This window comes from Bacillus cereus (assembly GCF_015071065.1).
GTDB lineage: Bacteria > Bacillota > Bacilli > Bacillales > Bacillaceae_G > Bacillus_A > Bacillus_A cereus_BA.
Map to the genome: position 1 here is coordinate 328,372 of NZ_VOVA01000004.1, position 20,017 is coordinate 348,388.

Below are 20,017 nucleotides of genomic sequence, written 5' to 3' on the forward strand. Positions count from 1 at the left end.
AGATGGCTGGTTCTACATTAACGGTTAAAGACTTACACGTATCAATCGACGGCAAAGAAATTTTAAAAGGTGTAAACCTTGAAGTAAAAGGTGGAGAAATCCACGCAATTATGGGACCTAACGGAACAGGTAAATCAACTTTATCTTCTGCGATTATGGGTCACCCAAAGTATGAAGTAACAGAAGGTAGCATCATCATCGACGGTGAAGATGTATTAGAAATGGAAGTAGATGAGCGCGCACAAGCAGGTCTATTCCTAGCAATGCAATATCCAAGTGAAATTAGCGGAGTAACAAACGCTGACTTCTTACGTTCTGCAATTAACGCACGTCGTGAAGAAGGCGATGAAATTTCTCTTATGAAATTTATCCGTACATTAGATAAAAACATGGAATTCCTAGAAATGGATCCAGAAATGGCACAACGTTACTTAAACGAAGGTTTCTCTGGCGGTGAGAAAAAACGTAACGAGATTCTTCAATTAATGATGATTGAGCCGAAAATTGCAATCTTAGATGAAATCGACTCAGGTCTTGATATCGATGCATTAAAAGTTGTATCTAAAGGTATTAACCAAATGCGCGGCGAAGAGTTCGGTTGCCTAATGATTACGCATTACCAACGTTTATTAAACTACATCACTCCAGACTTCGTTCACGTTATGATGAACGGTCGTATCGTTAAATCTGGTGGCCCTGAGCTTGCACAACGTCTAGAAGCTGAAGGTTACGACTGGATTAAAAAAGAATTAGGTATTGAAGACGAAACAGCAGAGCAAGAAGCGTAAGAGAGGAGCATAAACATGACAATCGGTACATTACCTTTCGATCAAGAAACAATCCGTCAGCGCGCAAGCGAAGTAAACGAAGCTGCTTGGTTGACTGAGTTCCGCTTACAAGCTCTTGCACAAGCAACTGAACTTCCAATGCCAACGCCTGATAAAACGAAAATTGACAAATGGGACTTTATCGGAAAAGGCGACGCTGCTAAGCAAGAGCCTGTAAGTTCTCTAACTGAACTTTCAGAAGCAGTGAAAAACTTAATCGATGAAAATAACAGCGTATTAGTACAACGTACTGGTACAACTGCGTTCGTTTCTTTAGCAGAAGAGGCGAAAGAAAAAGGTGTTATTTTTACAGATATCGCAACAGCTGCAACAGAGCATGCTGAACTAGTACAAAAGTACTTAATGAAAGACGGCGTGAAAGTAGACGAACATCGTCTAACTGCACTTCATGCTGCATTAATCAACGGCGGTGCATTCGTATATGTTCCGAAAAACGTTGTTCTTGAAACGCCACTTCAAGCTGTATTTTTAGTAGACGGCGAAGAAGCTAACGTATATAACCACGTATTATTCGTAGCTGATGCGAACAGTACTGCAACTTATGTAGAAAACTACGTTGCAAATGAAAATGCTAAAGGTATTGCAAATATCGTAGCAGAAGTAATTGTAGAACAAGGCGCACAAGTGAAATTCGGTGCGGTTGATCTATTAGCGAAAGATGTAACAACTTACGTTAACCGCCGCGGCGTTGTTGGACGCGACGGTCGTATTGATTGGGCTCTAGGCCTTATGAATGACGGAAACACAATCTCAGAGAACGTTACGAACTTAATGGGCGACGGATCATTTGCTGATACGAAAACAGTAACAATTGGCCGTGGTAACCAAACGCAAAACTTTACAACTAAAGTTGTTCACTTCGGTAAACACTCTGAAGGTTGGATCTTAAAACACGGTGTACAAAAAGATAGTGCAACATCTATCTTTAACGGAATTGGTAAGATTGAACACGGTGCATCTAAATCAAATGCACAACAATCTTCTCGCGTTCTTATGTTAGACGAGAAAGCTCGCGGTGATGCGAACCCAATTCTTTTAATCGACGAAGATGATGTAATGGCAGGTCACGCAGCTTCAGTAGGCCGCGTAGATCCATACCAATTATACTACTTGATGAGCCGTGGTATTCCAAAACGCGAAGCAGAACGTTTAGTCATCCATGGATTTTTAGCACCTGTAGTAAATGCGCTTCCAATTGAAGGAGTAAAGGCACAGCTTGTTGAGGTAATTGAAAGGAAAGTTCGCTAATGAATATTCATGAAATACGCAAACAGTTTCCAATTCTTGATCAAAAAGTGAACGGCAAACAACTTGTTTATTTCGATAGTGCAGCAACTTCTCAAAAACCAATTCAAGTCATTGAAACGTTAGAACGTTACTATAAAGAATACAATTCTAACGTGCATCGCGGTGTTCATACGCTCGGTACGAAAGCTACCGACGCGTATGAAGGTGCGCGTGAGAAAGTTCGCAAGTTTATTAATGCGAAATCAATGGAAGAGATTATTTTCACACGCGGAACGACAACTGCATTAAATACAGTAGCAGCAAGCTATGGTCTTGAAAATGTAAAGGAAGGCGATGAAATCGTTATTTCTTACATGGAGCACCATAGTAACATCATCCCGTGGCAACAAGTTGCGAAGAAAACTGGCGCAACTTTAAAATACCTTCCGCTTCAACTAGACGGAACAATTTCGTTAGAAGATGTTCGTCAAACAGTTACATCGAATACAAAAATCGTTTCTATTATGCACGTGTCAAACGTACTTGGAACGATTAACCCTGTAAAAGAAATCGGAGCAATCGCACACGAAAACGGTGCAATCATGATCGTTGATGGAGCACAAAGTGCACCTCATATGAAAGTGGATGTACAGGATTTAAACTGTGATTTCTACGCATTATCTGCTCATAAGATGTGCGGACCAACAGGTGTCGGCGTATTATATGGTAAGAAAGAATTGCTAAACAATATGGAACCAATTGAATTTGGTGGTGAAATGATTGATTTCGTAGATTTACAAGAGTCTACTTGGAAAGAGCTTCCGTGGAAATTCGAAGCAGGTACACCGATTATCGGTAATGCAATCGGACTTGGTGCGGCAATTGATTTCCTAGAAGAAATCGGTCTTCATAATATTGAAAAGCATGAACATGAATTAGCGCAATACGCTTTAGAAAGACTATCAGAAGTAGATGGCGTTACAATTTATGGTCCGAAGCATCGCGCTGGTCTAGTTACATTTAATATTGATGACGTACATCCTCACGATGTAGCAACTGTATTAGATGTAGAAGGCATTGCGGTTCGCGCAGGACATCACTGTGCACAACCGCTTATGAAGTGGCTAAAAGCTTCTTCTACAGCACGTGCAAGCTTCTATTTATATAATACAAAAGAAGAAATTGATACATTTGTTGAATCGCTAATCAAGACAAAGGAGTATTTCACAAATGTCATTTAATAATTTAGATACGTTATATCGTCAAGTTATTATGGATCATTACAAAAATCCTCGTAACCATGGCGTGTTAGAAGATAGTGTTACCGTTAACTTGAACAATCCAACTTGCGGCGATCGTATTCAACTTACGATGAAAGTAGAAGAGGGTATTGTACAAGAAGCGAAGTTTGAAGGCGAAGGATGTTCAATCTCAATGTCTTCAGCTTCAATGATGACACAAGCAGTAAAAGGAAAGAAAATTGAAGAAGCACTTCAGCTTTCTAAAATTTTCTCTGACATGATGCTAGGAAAAGAGTATGATGACAGCATTGATTTAGGAGATATTGAAGCATTACAAGGCGTATGCAAGTTCCCAGCACGTATTAAATGTGCAACATTAGCGTGGAAAGCGTTAGAAAAGGGCTTAAACGAAGATAAGTAATGTTAAAGGTTCCTAAAAACGAGGTTATATAAGGAGGGACACACCAACATGGCGAAGCAACTGCCAGATATCGGCGATTATAAATATGGTTTCAAGGATAAAGACGTTTCGATTTTCCGTGCTGGACGCGGTTTAACAAAAGAGATCGTTGAAGAGATTTCACGTATGAAAGAAGAACCACAGTGGATGTTAGACTTCCGTTTAAAATCACTGGATAAGTTCTATGAAATGCCAATGCCACAATGGGGCGGCGACTTAAACGACTTAGATTTCGATGAAATTACGTACTACGTAAAACCATCTGAGAAATCTGAGAAGTCTTGGGATGAAGTACCTGAGGAAATTAAAGCGACATTTGATAAATTAGGTATTCCTGAAGCTGAGCAAAAATATTTAGCTGGTGTATCTGCACAGTACGAATCTGAAGTTGTATACCACAACATGAAAGAAGACCTAGAAGCTCTAGGAGTCGTCTTCAAAGATACAGATAGCGCATTAAAAGAGAATGAAGATATTTTCCGTGAGCATTTCGGAAAAATAATCCCACCAACAGACAACAAATTCTCTGCATTAAACTCTGCAGTTTGGTCTGGTGGATCATTCATCTACGTTCCAAAAGGTATTAAAGTGGATACACCACTTCAAGCGTATTTCCGTATTAACTCTGAAAATATGGGACAATTCGAGCGTACGCTTATCATCGTAGACGAAGGCGCACACGTACATTACGTAGAAGGTTGTACAGCACCTGTTTACACGACTAACTCACTTCATAGTGCGGTAGTAGAGATCATCATTAAGAAAGATGCATATTGCCGTTATACAACAATCCAAAACTGGGCGAACAACGTATACAACCTAGTTACAAAGCGTGCGGTTTGTGAAGAAAACGCAACGATGGAATGGATTGACGGTAACATCGGATCTAAATTAACGATGAAATACCCAGCAGTTATCTTAAAAGGCGAAGGCGCTCGTGGTTTAACATTATCTATCGCGATTGCTGGTAAAGGCCAACACCAAGATGCTGGTGCGAAAATGATTCACTTAGCACCAAACACATCTTCAACAATCGTTTCTAAATCGATTGCGAAGCATGGTGGTAAAGTAACTTACCGTGGTATCGTACAATTCGGACCAAAAGCGAAAAACTCTCGTTCTAACATCGAGTGTGATACGTTAATCATGGATAACCAATCTACATCTGATACAATTCCTTACAACGAAATCAAAAACGATTACGTTTCACTTGAGCATGAAGCGAAAGTATCTAAAGTATCAGAAGAACAATTATTCTACCTAATGAGCCGCGGTATTTCTGAGCAAGAAGCTACAGAAATGATCGTAATGGGCTTCATCGAGCCATTCACTCGCGAACTTCCAATGGAATACGCAGTTGAAATGAACCGCCTAATCAAGTTTGAGATGGAAGGTTCTATTGGTTAAATAGAAATGCGGAGCCGACTGTTCAGACCCGTTGGCTAAGGTTCTTCCGCACAGAAGATGCTTTTTATCTTCTGGTGCGGAAGGTTCTTAGACATGAGGGTCTAGGAGGCGAAGCTGGACATTCTAGCCGCTGGAACTGGTTAATATATGAGAAGCGCCCTGCATAGCAGGGCGCTTTTTTATGTTCTATAAGCTGAGATGGGTAAATACCCCGAACCTAAATCGCATCCATCTTATCCACAGATTTAACACGCTCCCAAATATGCTTCATCCCAACAAAAGAACCATAACCAATTAAAGCACCTAGCATATTCAGTATGAGGTCATCAATATCGAAAACACCAGTAAAAGTAAGGAGTTGTAACGATTCAATTAATAAAATAAACTTAATAAAAATTTTGGATGCCATTTTTACATTGCTTATTTGTTTAAACAATAAAGGACAATCTTTTGCTTTTTCTCACAATGCGAGTACAATGTAGAATAGCAAGAAAAGACGAAAAGTATTTACAGGATTATTGCGTACGTGTAGCGTAAATGGCAGTAAGGAACTGAGAGGAGGTTTTTTCTCTGAATATAAATAAAGAAACAATCATCCACCTTTATCATACAAACGATATACATAGTCATTTTGAAAATTGGCCGCAAATTTCTCGGTTTGTACTAGGGGAGAAAAAGCGAAGACAGGAAGCGGGAGAGACTGTTTTAACTGTGGATATTGGCGATCATGTGGATCGTTTTCATAGTATTTCGGAAGCGACAAATGGACTTGGGAATACAAAGCTTTTAAATGAGGCGTTATATGATTATGTAACGATCGGAAATAATGAAGGAATTACGTTAGCGAAAGAGCATTTGAATCGTCTATATGATGATGCTGGGTTTGAGGTGCTCGTAGCGAATTTATTTGAAAAAGAAGGTGTACGTCCGGCATGGGCGCAGCCTTATAAATTACATACAACGACAGATGGGATTACGATTGCCTTTATTGGATTAACGGTAGCTTATCCAGAGTTTTATCATATGTTAGACTGGCATATTGAAGATCCAATCATCCATTTAGAGTCTATTTTAGAAGAAGTTAAGGATACAGCTCATATTACTGTTGTGCTTTCTCATCTTGGAAAAAGTATGGATGAGTATATGGCGGAGCATTATGATATAGATGTTATTTTAGGGGCACATACGCATCATTTATTTGAGCGTGGCGTTCTTGTAAACGATACCTTGCTTTGCTGTTGTGAAAAGTGGGGACATTACGTTGGTCACGTTCAGCTTACTGTGGATAAAGAGACGAAGAGGTTGTTGAAAAAAGACGGTAGAGCGATTAAGACAGAACGCTTAGGTGCTTATAGCGAGCCGTTATCCACAATTGAAATGCTAAAGGAAGAAAGTAAACATATAATGGCTGAGCCTGTCGTTCATTTAAAAGAATCATTGCCGGTTGATTGGTTTAAGGAGACGCCATTTTCTCATATGTTAGCAAGTGCACTTAAAGAGTGGTGTAATGCGGATGTTGGGATGGTGAACGCTGGTGTACTTCTTGAGGGATTAAATGAAGGTGTTGTGACGCGCGGAGATATTCATCGAATTTGTCCACATCCAATTAATCCATGTCTATTAAAAGTACCAGGGAAAACGTTAAGAGAAGTTATTTTGAAAGCGCGCCGTCCGAATATGGAGAATCTTGAGGTGAAAGGATTCGGATTTCGTGGAAAAGTAATGGGGAAAATGATTTACGATGGTTTGGAAGTGATTCCAGATACGATTCCAGGGAATAAAATTTTACTAGAAGATGTATTGATTAATGGCGAATCGCTGGAATTAGACCGGATATATACGGTAGGAACGATTGATATGTTTACATTCGGATACTTATACCCAGAGCTATCCACACTTTCTGACAAACAATATTATATGCCAGAATTACTTAGAGATGTGTTAACAGACATGTTGATAACTTATACATCTACAGTCAAACTATAGGCTAGTTAACTTGTAACACTCATTTTTCTCTTGTCATACAGATAAGAAAGAGAGGAGTGTGAACTATGGTTAATGTAGAGCCAATTATAATTGATAACTATACGTTCATTGCTGTTAGCGTAAAACTTCCGAAGACAAATTTGCTAGCTGTAATGAGCGATAAAGGATATATTATGTGCGGTGCTTTAGATGTAGGTCTTCTAAATGAGAAGTTAGGAGATCGAGGAATTATTGCTGGCCGTGTGGTTGGTGTAAGAACGATTGAACAACTTCTTGAAGCACCGCTAGAATCGGTAACGATTGAAGCCGAAGCTTTAGGCATTCCGGTAGGCACAATCGGAAAAGATGCACTATTAAAAATGAGATAAGCATATATCGACCCTCTTTCTTGCATAGAAATAGTATAAGAAGGAGGGTTTTCTTATGAGCATATTTCGTTCGAAAAATTCGCGGTTTCGAAGGGGACCGATTTCCTTTCGGTATATACTGCTTATTTCGTTTATCATTTTTATCGTAATGGTAGTTCAAGGTTTATGGATTGTAAATAAAAGTATTCAGCCAACGTTAATTAAGTATGGGGAAACAGAGACGCATAAAATGGCAACAGCAGTTATGACGAAAGCAGTAAAAGATAGAATTAATGAAGGGTTTGATGTAGATTCATTAATGAAAGTACAAACGGATAGGAACGGGAAAGTATCTACAATTGATTTAAATACAAAACAAGTAAATGAAATATTAACATCGACTACTGCATACATAGAGAAATATTTACAACAAGTAGAAAAAGGGGATACGAAAGCACTTGGTATTTTTGAAGAGAATGGGGTATCTATGTCAGTCCCTTTTGGGCGCATAACTGATAATGCGCTTCTTGGTAATATAGGGCCGGATATTCCGATTAATTTTACGCCAATTGGTCATGTGAATACGGATATTAAACAGTTAGTTGAGCCACAAGGAATTAATAATACAGCGATCAAAATTATTATGGAAGTGGAAGTGACGTTACAAGTTATGATTCCGTTACGCACAAAAGAAATTAAGGTGAAGCAAAACATTCCGATTGCGACGCGCATCGTTCAAGGTGAAGTGCCTACTTATTATGGAAGTGGCGGAGTTGTTGTACCAGATAAAAAGAAAACGGATAATTAGTCAGTAGTATTCTATGGATTTATATTTATAAAAATAACCGTAGCAATTCGCTACGGTTATCGTTTTGTATTTGCTCGTTCTTTTCGTTCCCAAATGCTTAAATGCATGTATGGATCGAAAGCCCATTCTGTATAGCCATTGTCTTTATACATGCCGAAATGTAAGTGGGGCGGGAATTTTCCGGCTGTACCAGGAGGACCGTAGCCGGTACTACCGACAAATCCGATTACTTTTCCTGGTTCGACAATTTGTCCGAGCTGTATTTCTTTAGAGAACCCACCTAAATGAGCGTAATAGTGGTAATTATTATGAAGGTCACGAATACCAATGCGCCATCCACCAAGACGATTCCATCCTTTTGTTTCAATAACGCCATAGCAAGTTGATCGTACTGGTACGCCATATCTAGCAAAAATATCGGTTCCTTCATGAATTCTCCTGCCGCCAAAACTTCTACCAGCACCAAAAGTACTACGATAGCTATGGTCACTGCGAATCGGGAGAGGGAAAGCATTTCCTTCTAAATTAATGCGTCCATAATGTTTATAAATTCGGGCGTATTCGGTAATTAATTCAACTGTTTTTGCACGTCTATAATATTCCCAAAGCATAATGTTAATACGGTCTTCTGACGTTCCTTGTTTCTTTAAAATAGTTGCTGCTGTATGCAGAAGATCACGATCGGTATTTGCATTCGCAAATCCATCTTTGTCACCATCTAAACCCATTCCGCCAAATAGAGAAATCGTATGGGGGAGAGTATCATTACTATTAACAGGTCCAGCCCATATTTCAGGTTTGAAATAAAGGGAAATGATGGCATCTGGTTTTTTCGGAATATCCTTTCTTACGCTCCTTATGTTTCTTTCGTATTGATCCATTGCAGCTAAGTAATACCACGGAATACTTGAAGATTGCTCAGTTTCTTTATATAGTGCCATGCGCTTTTCATATATGCTTTGCTGATTATCTTCACCGTAAGCGATGTTTTGGTGGAGAAGAAAGCAAATCGAAAGCAAAAGAGAAATTTTTCGAAGCATGAAATAGACTCCTTTCACAACATCACTCTTTTTAGTGTGGGATATACGGAGTATTTCATTATAGGGAACGATTGGAAAAAATCTTAGAATCTTCATTTGAGCAAATCGCTTTCATACGTTAGAATAGATATGTTACATTGAAAGAAGCGAACACGGTAAACTATTTCATATTGTGCGGAGTTGATAACCATGACAAAACAAACAGAGTATAAGCGCAAGCCCGAATGGTTGAAAATTAAGTTAAACACGAATGAAAACTATACAGGCTTAAAGAAAATGATGCGTTCTAAGAATCTTCATACAGTTTGTGAAGAGGCGAAATGTCCGAATATTCATGAATGCTGGGCTGTAAGGAAAACAGCAACATTTATGATCTTAGGTGCGGTTTGTACACGTGCTTGTCGTTTTTGTGCGGTTAAAACAGGCTTACCAACTGAGCTTGATTTACAAGAACCAGAACGCGTAGCAGATTCTGTAGTACAAATGGGCTTAAAGCACGTTGTTATAACAGCGGTTGCACGTGATGATTTAAAGGACGGCGGAGCAGCTGTTTTCGCTGAAACAGTACGCGCTGTACGTCGTAAAAATCCATTCACGTCTATCGAAGTATTACCATCTGATATGGGTGGGGTAGAAGAAAACTTAAAAATGTTAATGGATGCAAAACCAGATATTTTGAACCATAACATTGAAACAGTACGTCGATTATCTAACCGAGTTCGCGCTAGAGCAAAATATGACCGTTCATTAGAGTTTTTACGTCGAGCAAAAGAAATGCAGCCTGATATTCCAACTAAATCGAGCATTATGGTGGGCTTAGGTGAAACAAGAGAAGATTTAATTGAAGCAATGGATGACTTACGTGCAAACAATGTGGATATTTTAACTCTTGGACAATACCTACAACCATCTAAGAAGCATTTACCAGTTCTTAAATATTACCCACCAGCAGAATTTGCAGAGCTTAAAGAAATTGCACTTAGCAAAGGCTTTAGCCACTGTGAAGCTGGTCCACTTGTACGTTCTTCTTATCATGCGGACGAGCAAGTACGTTCTGCGAAAGAAAAAACAGCAGAAGCGAAATAGTAAAAAAAGAGAGCTAATCATTAGCTCTCTTTTTTCTTATACGCTAAAACTGTATTTTGACATGTGGATAAAATCTTTTTTAATTCCTCTGTGGATAATTCAATTGTAAATTCAGGTACACCAGGTGTAATTAAAATTTTATCGTAAGTATAAATGGAATTGTCCACAATAATCGTTACATCTTGTGAATAACCGAAAGGAGCTACACATCCTGGAGTGCAACCAGTCTCTTCTCTTAGTTCATCAGGTGAACAGAGAGATAAGCTCTCTCCTGTTATTTCTTTCATCTCTCCTCGGTTAAGCCGAGTTCCTTCTAACGTAAAAAATACGTAATAAGCCCCAGGTTTTGATTTTAAAAACAAGCTTTTACTTGGAGTACCTTGTAAGCCGAGCCTTTCACGAACGATGCGATCAGTCTCATAGTCAAGTACTGGTTCGTGTTCAAATTTTTCATAAGAAGCATTTGTTTTATGTAGTAAAGAAAGTACGTCTTCGTACATATGGAGTGATACCCCTTTCTATTGTTAGTACAGTCTCTTCTCGCGGCGTCAACTGAATGTTTTGGAAAGGGATATTACTTGGACGGTGCTTCACATAATCGTTTTATGATACATTGTTCATCGATTGTAATTTCGTAAATATCAGGATTCGTTAAACATTTCCATTCATTAAAACCAATCGTATGATCAAAGTGCTTTAAAATAAGGGTAAGTAAGTTGCCATGCGTAACGAGTAGTGTTGTAGTATGTTCTAATTTTAAAACGTCCTGGATAAGCGATATAGCACGGTCCGTTGCTTGTTTTGTTGACTCTCCGCCTGAAAAGGCAATCTCTATATTTGTAAAAGTGTATTCTAGCTTTTGCATCCAATCATCCATTGGAACGTTGCTTAATATTCGTTCAGCTAATCGTTCATCTTCTTGGATAGATAAGTTGGTTTGGAGCGCATAGGGCCGAATGGAATCGATAGCTCGGACAAATGGGCTTGAAATAATATAGTCTATTTGTACATGATTTTCTATGAGGAATTTAGCAACGATGTTTGATTGATCTCTTCCTACACTTGTTAATTCGGCATTACGCTCTTGTCCAGTTGCTGAACAATGCCTGATTACAATAATTTTCTTCATATTTCATCCCCATCTTTCAAGTTGACGATATATACTTCGACAAATGTGGAAAAAATTCCTTTTTATTGGAAAGGGCATAGTGATCTAAGTATGTGGAAAAGTAATGTGGATAAAAAAAATTGAGGTGTCATTATGAAAAAAATGATATGTATTGTATTCATTATTTGTTTTCTCGCGCAATTGTCCACAACATATGCAGAATCAAATCAAAAATTAGACTATCCAAGTAATCGAAATAAGCCATTTGTGAGTGAGGATGTTTTTTATGAACAGTTGGATAAGAAGGTATATAAAGAATACAAAAATGCAGCGTATAGTGTTCGTAAAAAGATCTTATTTAAAGAAGTGGCCGATGAGGAATTTATTTTCAGGCAAAAAACAGCTGTCGGCTGTCGTAGTAGAGTGGTGCTTCAAGATTTGTTTATTCACCCTGATCGCCAAGTATACTTTTTCGCTTCCTTTTCTCAAAATGAGGTAGAAGAGTTTCATAAGTACATCGTTATAGATGCAGAAACAAAGAGGGAGCTTGTAAGTGGAAAAAGTTATCACCATTACGATAATCCGTATAAAGTGAAACTTTAATCAGTGGGGGATTTGTCCACTGATTATTAGTTGAACCAATCGGGCAGTTACGGGCAGTTGATCTCTCACGGAACTTCCCTGTATTCGCCGAACTTTGAGGTGAGAGTCTTACTGCCCGCAAATAGCGGGATAAAAAATAACCCACCAATTGGTGGGTTATTTTTTACTCTGGTACACTCACTAATTTCTCTTTCATTTTGCGAATAAGAACGAAAGCGCCAATCGCGAAGAGAAGAGTAATTCCTTCTGCTACAAAGATGTTAATCATTTTTGTTTGGTAAAGTGCTGCGAAAAAGTCCACAAGTGCGTGGAATAGTATAGCATATACGAGGAAAATATATTCCTTCTGTTTTACCGCATATACGACAAGCGTTGTGAAAGCAATTTGTAGAACGAGTGCCATAATTCTTTCTAGGCTACCGAGTAAGTAAAAATAGGCAGGTTGCTCTATTAACAAGTCCTTCACATGAATCAGCTGAGGGTATTGTTCAACCATTTGAGCGAAGCTACCATTGTTAATAGATGTTGCAAAGGTAAGAGTTTGAAGCCCAGCGAATCCGCCGACTAAAATCGATTCAATACCGCCGTGACCAATTCCGTACGCAAGGCCGTCTTTATAATCTCGATATTTTTTCAGTAAGTAGTAAAAGGCAACGAAACGCCCTAATTCTTCAAAAATACCAGCAGTTAGTCCGCCGAAAATCGAAAAGATAAATGGGTTCTTTAAAAACTCAGCTGTTGTGGGATTACCACGCATGAATAATTGGAAGGGTGTTTCGAGTATTTGGGTAAACCCGATAAAGATAAGGACACCAACGCCAACTATTTTCCAATTAATATTATATTTCTTACGGAAATAAACGAGTACAATAATTGGGACCAGAACCGAAACAACGAGTTGAATTATGATGCTGGCAATTACAGTATTTGAAACCATACTTTCACCGCTTTCTAATGTATGTACATATATATTATGCATGAAATGTAGGAGAATGTGGAGAGATGAATCTTTCAAATATAAAATGAAATTTTTATTGACTCTAACGTTGCGTCATACTTTATCGTATGTATTAAGGGGGAGATACGCATGACAATGAGGGTAAAAGAAGTAGCTAATTTAGTTGGAATTAGTGTGCGCACACTGCATCATTACGATGAAATTGGGTTGTTAACCCCAGATGAGACGACAGAGTCTGGATATCGTCTGTATTCCAATGAAAATTTAGAAGCACTACAGCAAATTTTATTTTTTAAAGAGCTTGGCTTCCCTTTAAAGAAGATTAAGGAAATTATCATGAGTCCTTTATTCAACCGTGAAGAGGCATTACAGCTTCATAAGAAAATGCTTCTTGAAAAGCGGGCTAGATTGGATAAAGTGATAGCGACGATTAATAAAACAATTCAGCATACAAAAGGAGAGATTAAAATGACGAATAAAGAGAAATTTGAAGGGTTCGATTTTAGTCATAACCCGTACGAAGAAGAAGCACGTGAACGATGGGGGGATGAGGCTGTAGATAAAGCGAATAAAACAGCGAAGGGTATGTCTACAGAGAAACAGGAGGAGTTTAATAATATTTACAGAAAGCTAGCGACACTTCGAAATGGAGCACCTGATTCTAAAGAGGCGCAAGACGCAATCGGGGTATGGTACGATTACTTGCAAAACTTCGGTGAATATTCATTAGAGGCCTTTAAGGGACTCGGTCAAATGTATGTTGCTGATGAGCGCTTTACGAAAAATATTGATAAGTTTGGTGAAGGTTTAGCGCAGTTTATGTGTGATGCGATGGAGGTTTATGCAAATCGTAAGAAATAGTAAAAAGGTGGAGGTTTTCTCCACCTTTTTATTTTTTTATCATATTATTTAAAGTTTGATCCCCTGTATTGCTCAAATGAGGGTTGTTGCTCATTTCGCGTTTTAGCATATCAAGGCTTTGTTCATATTCTTTATCGTTTAAGCTACCAGATTGAAGGCCTTGAATTTGAGAAATCAACTTTTGGTTTGTTGATACATATGCTTTATAATAGCGAGGGACGATGGACAAAGCTGTTTTATATACTTGATCTGTTACGAGTTTCGGGTCCGTTGTGTTTGCGCGGTATACAACGAACACTTCGTCGTCGGTAACGAGTGTAGCGGCATTGGTGACGTCGGGAAGTTTGACTGTCATGCTCGTAATCATTTCGGCGACTTTCTCACGGTTAATAGCGCCTACTTGTTTGTTAGATACTTCATGCTTCTGTTTAGAAGAATAACCGACTCTCGTTAATCGTGTATTTGTGTTTTCCGTATGATACATGTCGTTTTTGTTGGAAACAAGAACACGACTTCCTTCTTCACGCTCCATTTCGGCTTTATTAGTTGATTGGCAGCCTGCAAATAAGGAAAGAGTGAGAAGAGAGAGTATAATTTGCTTTTTCACGATGTATCACCTCCTTCTCCATAGCATGCACTAATTTTCAATTTTTTGTATTTGAAATTGTTGGTTGTTATGCTTTGTGATACGATAAAAAGAAGAATGCTTAGAGAGGAAGTTCATAATGGAGCAAAAGCAAGAGATTCATACTACGGTGAGCGTTAATAATGTTCAGTACGAAGTAATTAAAAACTTTCGTGACGGTTTTAGTGAAGAAGCATTTAAAGAGCGCTATGCAGAAATTTTAAATAAATATGATTATATCGTTGGAGACTGGGGCTATGAGCAACTTAGATTGCGTGGATTCTTTGATGATAGTAATCAACGTTCGACATATGATACGAAAATTAGTACTTTATCAGAGTATTTATACGAGTACTGTAACTTCGGTTGTGCACACTTCGTATTACGAAAAGTGAAGAAATAAAAAGATCCTCTTACGATTGTAAGAGGATTTTTTCATAGCAATTATACCAATTATGAGGAGGCTGTTTACTTGAAAAGTAAACAGCACCTCGGCAAATATAATTGTTTTTTTCGTATAGGCTTAATGAAACGGGATTACCTGTAAAGCAATCTAGGCGTATTCCTGTGTAGCCCATTCGTCTTGCTTCACTTTCCCAAAAGGATAAAAGTACTTTACTATATCCTTTGCCTTGCGCGAGCGGATGGATGACAAAAGAGTGGACGATAAGAAAGCGTCCTTCTGTTTCTGACCAGTCAATTAATTTGTATTCTGGAGACTCTGCTTCGTTTAAGACAACAGCGCCGACAAGTACTTGGTCTTGGAATAGACAATACAATTCGTCCTGTTCTAAATGATAGGAAATGTGTTCGCGCGTCGGATAAGAATCGTCCCATTGGTAAATTTGATTTTGTAAGAGTGTTGTTTTACATTCGATATACATTCCATCTAATTCGTCTAATAAATCAATCGTACCTTTTCTCACTTTTAGCATGAGACTCCCCCTTACAAACAAATCGAGATATGATCGCCTTCAGAAAGTATTGTATTTGGTTTCATTTGTTGCCCGTTCAATTGGATATGCCCATTTTTAATTTTATCCACAATGATAGTGCGGCTCCAATCTGAAATATATGTGGATAACACTTTATCAATCCGGTGGGAACCGAAAACTATGTCTAATACGATCGTTATTTCGGCTATACCACTTTCTTTGTATTGTGTAATGGAAATGGTAGTACTTGTTTCAGTTTGTTCTTGCTGAGTCATATCGACAGTTTCAACGTGATCAGTAAATGATTTATAAATGTGAAGCTTTTGGTTCCACGTATGATCTTTCGGACATTTATAAATTGCAAATCGGTATATGTTTTTTCCGTTTGCGTTATGCCTGCGAATATTCGTATCAGTAAAAAGGGTAGTGCGCCTACAATTTTTACAATATCTTTCGATTGTGGATAACTCGTTTTCATATAAACTCCAAGAAAGTTGTACTTTCTGCATTTTCCTTCACCTCTTATATTAGTGGCAAGGGAACGTAATACAGCTATTTGGATGTCTTGTAGTATGAAGATATGAGAAGTAGACAAAAATAAAAAGAGATTCCCCTAAGAGGAACCTCCGTAAACATCATACTACAGATGCGTTACGTTCCTTTGTAATGGGAATGGGCAGACTACTCCCTTGAAAAAGCACGGTGCTTTTTTGAGAGTAATGCTATCCAATTGCTGGTCCATTACAAAGTAACTGTTGGCATACGTAGATAACGTCCTTTCTATCCAAATAGATTTGTTCATAAGTATAACATATAAGATTGAAAATTCAAAATTTAAACTGTAAAAAAACACCAGCTAAAATAGCTGGTGTATAAGATAAATTATATAAGTTCAAATAAAAATGAGCGTAATTCTTCTGCAATTTCTTCAGACGTAGAAAATGCATGCTCTAAGTAGCCTGGTTCGTTTAAATCGTCAGGACCGATGATAGCAAATTTGTTGCTCTGCATATCAAGGACTATCGTTTTACCGTAATGACGATCGGAGTATAGAAGCGCTAAATCATGACGCTCATTTTCCCCCATAAAGCTAACGAAACGAGTTTTTGTAGCGACTGTATCGTCGTACAGAAAGAAACGTTCTTCCATATACATGGCTCCTTTTTAAATATCTAAGTTTAAGTGTGGTTTATGGTCTAAATGGTGGTGTGTTTTAATAAATCGTACCGTTCTTGTTTTATAACGCATAACGATAGAATATGTTTCAGCTAAATCTCCGCCAAGGAATTTCACGCCGTCTAATAATTCACCAGCAGATACACCTGTTGCTGAGAAGATTGCGTCATCACCAGATACTAAGTCGTCTAACATAAGAAGTTGACGAGGATCTTCTAATCCCATTTCACGACAACGAGCTTCTTCTTCTTCGTTCATTGGAACTAAGCGCGCTTGCATTTCACCTTCAAGGCATTTTAATGCTGCTGCAGAAATAACGCCTTCTGGAGCTCCGCCTACACCTACGAATAAGTCGATACCTGTTCCAGGTAAAGCTGTAGCGATTGATGCACCAACATCTCCATCACCAAATAGTTTTACGCGTGCACCTTTTGCACGAACACGGTCAATAATTTCTTGATGACGTTCACGTTCTTGCACGATAACCGTTAGGTCACGAATTTTTTTATTATTTGCTTCTGCTACAATTTCAATTGTTTTTTCAATTGGATCATCTAAGCTAATTTTACCAGCTGCTTTTGGACCAACCGCGATTTTTTCCATGTACATATCCGGAGCATGAAGAAGGTTTCCTTTATCTGCGATTGCGATAACTGCCATTGCATTTGCAAGGCCTTTCGCAACGATGTTTGTACCTTCTAATGGGTCAACAGCGATATCTACTTCTGGACCGTTACCTGTTCCTAGTTCTTCACCAATATACAACATCGGTGCTTCATCAAGTTCTCCTTCACCGATTACAACTGTACCTGCCATGTTTACTGAATCGAACATATCACGCATAGCTGTAGTTGCTGCATCATCTGCTTCGTTTTTCTTTCCGCGGCCCATCCACTGTGCGGATGCTAAGGCTGCTGCTTCTGTTACACGGACAATTTCTAGTGCGAGTTCACGTTCCAAGGTTGCATTCCTCCAATTTCAAAAATCATACAAATATAACTATAACAAATAACGAGGAAAAGGTGAATTCGAAAAATTGTCGATTTTTTCAGAAGAAAGCGTTACAATTAAAATGTAAATGCTTTAATTTCCAGGTAGGTGACATTCATGTACTTCGTAGACAGAAAGAAAATAGAACAAATGCTAGTATGTTTAGAACGAGCAACAAATACATTTCAAGAGAAAAAGACATATGAAACCGATTTTGAATTTTATGCATTAGAGCGCATAGCCCATCTTATTATCGATTGTATATTAGATGTAGGAAATGCGATGATTGATGGATTTATTATGCGCGATCCAGGAAGTTACGAAGATATTATTGATATTTTAATGGACGAGAGAGTTATAAGTGGAGAAGAGGGAGCGCATATTAAAGAAATTATTCTTCTTCGAAAAATGCTTACGCAAGATTATATTCAAATGAATCATGATGAATTATATAAGACGATTCAAAAACATATCGCCGTGGTAGAGAAATACCCAGCGAATATTCACAGTTATTTAGAAAAGGAATTAGGGCCTGTATCTGCATTTGTACCAGAATAATTGTGCTTATAAGATCCCCGGAGATTCCTTTGGGGATCTTATATTGTATATGAGGAAAGGGAGAAGGGCGAGTTATGGGGCAAGCACGTACGACGAAAGAAGAGATTGTACAATTGTTGAAGGTAAAGGGCGAGCATACTGTAGCAGAATTAGCCGAAGCTTTAGAAATTACGGAAATGGCAATCCGAAGGCATTTAAGTAATCTTGAGAAAGATGAGCTAATTTATTCAAAGATGCTAAGGCAGCATGTTGGACGACCAACATATTTGTATGGATTAAGTCAAAAGGGAGAAGATACATTCCCGAAAGAATATAAGCAGTTTGCTATTGAAATACTAGATGATTTAGCTCGAATGGGCGATGAAAAAATACTTCGTCACGTCTTGCAAGCGAGAACGAAACGAATGGAAGAGCAGTTGCAAAAGAAGATAAGTAATCAAAGTAATTTAGCGTATCAAGTACAGGAACTAGCTGCTATGCAAGAGAAAAATGGTTATATGGTTCAAATAAAGAGAGATGGGGAACGCTCTTTCATACTTGAAAAGCAAAACTGCCCGTTAAAGGAAATAGCGGAGAAATTCCCGCAAGTGTGTGAAGATGAAAAAGATATGTACAAGCGGTTATTTACAGGTGCAAATGTGAAGACGTTATCAAACATGTGTGTGGGCGATTGTAATTGCTCGTATCAAATAAAAGAGAAAAAATGAACGTTATGGGGCGCTTTAAGGTAAAGCGTTTTTTTCTTTTGAAAAAGGGGTTAATATAAGAGTGGTATGATAGGTGAGAACGTTAGCATAGAAGGAGAGACAAATAGATGTATAAAGGTTATTTAATTGACTTAGACGGTACGATGTATCGCGGAGAAGAACAAATTGAAGAAGCAAGCGACTTCGTAAAGGCGTTAGGAGAACGCGATATTCCATATTTATTCGTTACAAATAACTCAACTCGTAAACCAGAACAAGTTGCAGAAAAACTTGTTCGTTTCGATATTCCAGCGAAAGCGGAGCAAGTATTCACAACGAGTATGGCTACAGCGAACTTTATTTATGAGCGCAAACAAGATGCAACTGTATATATGATTGGTGAAGAGGGCTTACATGCTGCTCTTGTGGAAAAAGGATTTGAACTTGTGGATGAAAATCCTGATTTCGTCGTTGTTGGTTTAGATCGCGATATCACATATGAAAAGTTAGCAAAAGCATGTCTTGCTGTGCGTAATGGTGCAACGTTTATCTCAACAAATGGGGATATTGCAATTCCAACTGAGCGCGGGTTATTACCAGGGAACGGTTCATTAACATCAGTTGTAGCAGTATCAACAGGCGTGGATCCGATTTTTATCGGAAAACCAGAATCAATCATTATGGAACAAGCGTTAAAAGTACTTGGCATAGGAAAAGAAGAAGCATTAATGGTTGGGGATAACTACGATACAGATATTTTAGCGGGGATAAATGCTGGTATGCATACCCTTATTGTCCACACTGGAGTAACAACTGTGGAGAAGTTAACTGAATATGAAGTACAACCGACGCAAGTTGTGCATAACTTGACGGAGTGGATTGAGAAGATGTAATGAAATGCAGGTAACCGGGAGCGGTTGCCTGTTTTTTTATTCTTATTTGTGGATATGTGAATAGTTTTTTAATGTATTCGTGTAACTATTATGGTTACTTTTGTTACGAGAGTCAAATAATAGATATGTATAAAAAGGCGATAAAAATCGTCTTTTTATATCCCGCTCATACAA

General features: G+C 38.3%; 24 protein-coding genes and 1 pseudogene. 15 read left to right on the top strand and 10 right to left on the bottom strand.

What is annotated here, in order from left to right; all coding sequences use genetic code 11:
- Positions 1-2 precede the first annotated feature (2 nt).
- The 5 genes from sufC to sufB are packed head-to-tail and all read left to right on the top strand — an operon-like array spanning position 3 to position 5,183.
- Positions 3-788 (top strand): Fe-S cluster assembly ATPase SufC, encoded by a 786-nt coding sequence (gene sufC, locus FT637_RS14965; RefSeq protein ID WP_000929162.1) that lies wholly within the window; start codon positions 3-5, stop codon positions 786-788.
- A gap of 15 nt (positions 789-803) precedes the next feature.
- Positions 804-2,096: a Fe-S cluster assembly protein SufD gene (sufD, locus tag FT637_RS14970; protein WP_193646965.1), complete on the top strand. Its 1,293-nt coding sequence runs from the start codon at positions 804-806 to the stop codon at positions 2,094-2,096.
- Positions 2,096-3,316, top strand: a complete 1,221-nt coding sequence (gene sufS, locus FT637_RS14975) for a cysteine desulfurase SufS (RefSeq protein WP_193646966.1) — start codon at positions 2,096-2,098, stop codon at positions 3,314-3,316. Before sufD ends, sufS begins: the two co-directional genes overlap by 1 nt.
- Entirely contained in the window at positions 3,306-3,737 is a 432-nt protein-coding gene (sufU, locus tag FT637_RS14980) for a Fe-S cluster assembly sulfur transfer protein SufU (RefSeq protein WP_000009523.1), read from the top strand. Before sufS ends, sufU begins: the two co-directional genes overlap by 11 nt.
- Positions 3,738-3,785: 48 nt before the next feature.
- Positions 3,786-5,183, top strand: coding sequence for a Fe-S cluster assembly protein SufB (sufB, locus tag FT637_RS14985; protein WP_193646967.1), 1,398 nt, complete (start codon positions 3,786-3,788; stop codon positions 5,181-5,183).
- A 217-nt stretch (positions 5,184-5,400) separates the two neighbouring features.
- Here sufB and FT637_RS14990 read toward each other — a convergent pair.
- Positions 5,401-5,625: pseudogene (locus FT637_RS14990) on the bottom strand (VanZ family protein); the annotation flags it as partial.
- 152 nt (positions 5,626-5,777) lie between these two features.
- Here FT637_RS14990 and FT637_RS14995 point away from each other — a divergent pair.
- From FT637_RS14995 to yunB, 3 genes are all read left to right on the top strand, one after another.
- Entirely contained in the window at positions 5,778-7,169 is a 1,392-nt protein-coding gene (locus tag FT637_RS14995; protein WP_193647031.1) for a bifunctional metallophosphatase/5'-nucleotidase, read from the top strand.
- Between the two features lie 65 nt (positions 7,170-7,234).
- Complete coding sequence (locus tag FT637_RS15000) at positions 7,235-7,537, top strand: YunC family protein (protein WP_193646968.1); 303 nt, start codon at positions 7,235-7,237, stop codon at positions 7,535-7,537.
- Between the two features lie 55 nt (positions 7,538-7,592).
- On the top strand, positions 7,593-8,324 hold the full coding sequence (gene yunB, locus FT637_RS15005; RefSeq protein ID WP_016096601.1) for a sporulation protein YunB: 732 nt from the start codon (positions 7,593-7,595) through the stop codon (positions 8,322-8,324).
- A gap of 56 nt (positions 8,325-8,380) precedes the next feature.
- On the opposite strand, the gene FT637_RS15010 is transcribed toward yunB, so the two are convergent.
- The gene (locus FT637_RS15010) at positions 8,381-9,364 is read right to left on the bottom strand and encodes a M23 family metallopeptidase (protein WP_193646969.1); all 984 of its coding nucleotides are present in this window, start codon (positions 9,362-9,364) and stop codon (positions 8,381-8,383) included.
- Positions 9,365-9,553: 189 nt separating this feature from the next.
- On the opposite strand from FT637_RS15010, the gene lipA reads away from it, so the two are divergent.
- Positions 9,554-10,450 carry a lipoyl synthase gene (gene lipA, locus FT637_RS15015; RefSeq protein ID WP_000166375.1) on the top strand — a complete coding sequence of 299 codons (897 nt, stop codon included), beginning with the start codon at positions 9,554-9,556 and terminating at the stop codon, positions 10,448-10,450.
- Positions 10,451-10,470: 20 nt separating this feature from the next.
- Here the strand turns inward: lipA and FT637_RS15020 are convergent, their stop codons facing one another.
- Both FT637_RS15020 and FT637_RS15025 read right to left on the bottom strand, forming a co-directional pair.
- On the bottom strand, positions 10,471-10,950 hold the full coding sequence (locus tag FT637_RS15020) for a YbaK/EbsC family protein (protein WP_193646970.1): 480 nt from the start codon (positions 10,948-10,950) through the stop codon (positions 10,471-10,473).
- Between the two features lie 74 nt (positions 10,951-11,024).
- A complete protein-coding gene (locus FT637_RS15025; RefSeq protein WP_193646971.1) occupies positions 11,025-11,579 on the bottom strand; it encodes a histidine phosphatase family protein in 555 nt (184 codons plus the stop codon).
- Between the two features lie 132 nt (positions 11,580-11,711).
- Here FT637_RS15025 and FT637_RS15030 point away from each other — a divergent pair, with 132 nt between their 5' ends.
- Positions 11,712-12,161 (top strand): hypothetical protein, encoded by a 450-nt coding sequence (locus tag FT637_RS15030; RefSeq protein ID WP_193646972.1) that lies wholly within the window; start codon positions 11,712-11,714, stop codon positions 12,159-12,161.
- Between the two features lie 163 nt (positions 12,162-12,324).
- Here the strand turns inward: FT637_RS15030 and FT637_RS15035 are convergent, their stop codons facing one another.
- Positions 12,325-13,140, bottom strand: coding sequence for a YhfC family intramembrane metalloprotease (locus FT637_RS15035; RefSeq protein WP_193646973.1), 816 nt, complete (start codon positions 13,138-13,140; stop codon positions 12,325-12,327).
- Between the two features lie 108 nt (positions 13,141-13,248).
- Here FT637_RS15035 and FT637_RS15040 point away from each other — a divergent pair, with 108 nt between their 5' ends.
- Entirely contained in the window at positions 13,249-13,980 is a 732-nt protein-coding gene (locus FT637_RS15040; RefSeq protein ID WP_193646974.1) for a MerR family transcriptional regulator, read from the top strand.
- A 28-nt stretch (positions 13,981-14,008) separates the two neighbouring features.
- On the opposite strand, the gene FT637_RS15045 is transcribed toward FT637_RS15040, so the two are convergent.
- On the bottom strand, positions 14,009-14,587 hold the full coding sequence (locus FT637_RS15045) for a YhcN/YlaJ family sporulation lipoprotein (protein ID WP_193646975.1): 579 nt from the start codon (positions 14,585-14,587) through the stop codon (positions 14,009-14,011).
- 118 nt (positions 14,588-14,705) lie between these two features.
- On the opposite strand from FT637_RS15045, the gene FT637_RS15050 reads away from it, so the two are divergent.
- Entirely contained in the window at positions 14,706-15,008 is a 303-nt protein-coding gene (locus tag FT637_RS15050; RefSeq protein WP_000435944.1) for a YutD family protein, read from the top strand.
- 10 nt (positions 15,009-15,018) lie between these two features.
- Here the strand turns inward: FT637_RS15050 and FT637_RS15055 are convergent, their stop codons facing one another.
- The 4 genes from FT637_RS15055 to glpX all read right to left on the bottom strand — a co-directional run bounded on the left by FT637_RS15055 (position 15,019) and on the right by glpX (position 17,676).
- Complete coding sequence (locus tag FT637_RS15055; RefSeq protein WP_193646976.1) at positions 15,019-15,540, bottom strand: GNAT family N-acetyltransferase; 522 nt, start codon at positions 15,538-15,540, stop codon at positions 15,019-15,021.
- Between the two features lie 11 nt (positions 15,541-15,551).
- A complete protein-coding gene (locus FT637_RS15060; RefSeq protein WP_193646977.1) occupies positions 15,552-16,049 on the bottom strand; it encodes a S4 domain-containing protein in 498 nt (165 codons plus the stop codon).
- A gap of 373 nt (positions 16,050-16,422) precedes the next feature.
- Entirely contained in the window at positions 16,423-16,689 is a 267-nt protein-coding gene (locus FT637_RS15065; protein WP_193646978.1) for a DUF3055 domain-containing protein, read from the bottom strand.
- Positions 16,690-16,704: 15 nt separating this feature from the next.
- On the bottom strand, positions 16,705-17,676 hold the full coding sequence (gene glpX / locus FT637_RS15070) for a class II fructose-bisphosphatase (protein ID WP_002174048.1): 972 nt from the start codon (positions 17,674-17,676) through the stop codon (positions 16,705-16,707).
- A gap of 147 nt (positions 17,677-17,823) precedes the next feature.
- Between glpX and FT637_RS15075 the strand changes: the two genes are divergently transcribed.
- The 3 genes from FT637_RS15075 (at position 17,824) to FT637_RS15085 (ending at position 19,843) form a co-directional block, all read left to right on the top strand.
- Complete coding sequence (locus FT637_RS15075; RefSeq protein ID WP_193646979.1) at positions 17,824-18,264, top strand: DUF86 domain-containing protein; 441 nt, start codon at positions 17,824-17,826, stop codon at positions 18,262-18,264.
- A 74-nt stretch (positions 18,265-18,338) separates the two neighbouring features.
- Complete coding sequence (locus tag FT637_RS15080; RefSeq protein WP_193646980.1) at positions 18,339-18,971, top strand: helix-turn-helix transcriptional regulator; 633 nt, start codon at positions 18,339-18,341, stop codon at positions 18,969-18,971.
- A 107-nt stretch (positions 18,972-19,078) separates the two neighbouring features.
- Positions 19,079-19,843, top strand: coding sequence for a TIGR01457 family HAD-type hydrolase (locus FT637_RS15085; protein ID WP_193646981.1), 765 nt, complete (start codon positions 19,079-19,081; stop codon positions 19,841-19,843).
- Positions 19,844-20,017: the final 174 nt, after the last annotated feature.

Bases quoted from the DNA above. Each gene is read 5' to 3' on its own strand.
- sufC (WP_000929162.1), top strand. From the start codon at position 3: ATGGCTGGTTCTACATTAACGGTTAAAGACTTACACGTATCAATCGAC.
- sufD (WP_193646965.1), top strand. From the start codon at position 804: ATGACAATCGGTACATTACCTTTCGATCAAGAAACAATCCGTCAGCGC.
- sufS (WP_193646966.1), top strand. From the start codon at position 2,096: ATGAATATTCATGAAATACGCAAACAGTTTCCAATTCTTGATCAAAAA.
- sufU (WP_000009523.1), top strand. From the start codon at position 3,306: ATGTCATTTAATAATTTAGATACGTTATATCGTCAAGTTATTATGGAT.
- sufB (WP_193646967.1), top strand. From the start codon at position 3,786: ATGGCGAAGCAACTGCCAGATATCGGCGATTATAAATATGGTTTCAAG.
- FT637_RS15000 (WP_193646968.1), top strand. From the start codon at position 7,235: ATGGTTAATGTAGAGCCAATTATAATTGATAACTATACGTTCATTGCT.
- yunB (WP_016096601.1), top strand. From the start codon at position 7,593: ATGAGCATATTTCGTTCGAAAAATTCGCGGTTTCGAAGGGGACCGATT.
- FT637_RS15010 (WP_193646969.1), bottom strand. From the start codon at position 9,364: ATGCTTCGAAAAATTTCTCTTTTGCTTTCGATTTGCTTTCTTCTCCAC.
- lipA (WP_000166375.1), top strand. From the start codon at position 9,554: ATGACAAAACAAACAGAGTATAAGCGCAAGCCCGAATGGTTGAAAATT.
- FT637_RS15020 (WP_193646970.1), bottom strand. From the start codon at position 10,950: ATGTACGAAGACGTACTTTCTTTACTACATAAAACAAATGCTTCTTAT.
- FT637_RS15025 (WP_193646971.1), bottom strand. From the start codon at position 11,579: ATGAAGAAAATTATTGTAATCAGGCATTGTTCAGCAACTGGACAAGAG.
- FT637_RS15030 (WP_193646972.1), top strand. From the start codon at position 11,712: ATGAAAAAAATGATATGTATTGTATTCATTATTTGTTTTCTCGCGCAA.
- FT637_RS15035 (WP_193646973.1), bottom strand. From the start codon at position 13,140: ATGCATAATATATATGTACATACATTAGAAAGCGGTGAAAGTATGGTT.
- FT637_RS15040 (WP_193646974.1), top strand. From the start codon at position 13,249: ATGACAATGAGGGTAAAAGAAGTAGCTAATTTAGTTGGAATTAGTGTG.
- FT637_RS15050 (WP_000435944.1), top strand. From the start codon at position 14,706: ATGGAGCAAAAGCAAGAGATTCATACTACGGTGAGCGTTAATAATGTT.
- FT637_RS15055 (WP_193646976.1), bottom strand. From the start codon at position 15,540: ATGCTAAAAGTGAGAAAAGGTACGATTGATTTATTAGACGAATTAGAT.
- FT637_RS15060 (WP_193646977.1), bottom strand. From the start codon at position 16,049: ATGCAGAAAGTACAACTTTCTTGGAGTTTATATGAAAACGAGTTATCC.
- FT637_RS15065 (WP_193646978.1), bottom strand. From the start codon at position 16,689: ATGGAAGAACGTTTCTTTCTGTACGACGATACAGTCGCTACAAAAACT.
- FT637_RS15075 (WP_193646979.1), top strand. From the start codon at position 17,824: ATGTACTTCGTAGACAGAAAGAAAATAGAACAAATGCTAGTATGTTTA.
- FT637_RS15080 (WP_193646980.1), top strand. From the start codon at position 18,339: ATGGGGCAAGCACGTACGACGAAAGAAGAGATTGTACAATTGTTGAAG.
- FT637_RS15085 (WP_193646981.1), top strand. From the start codon at position 19,079: ATGTATAAAGGTTATTTAATTGACTTAGACGGTACGATGTATCGCGGA.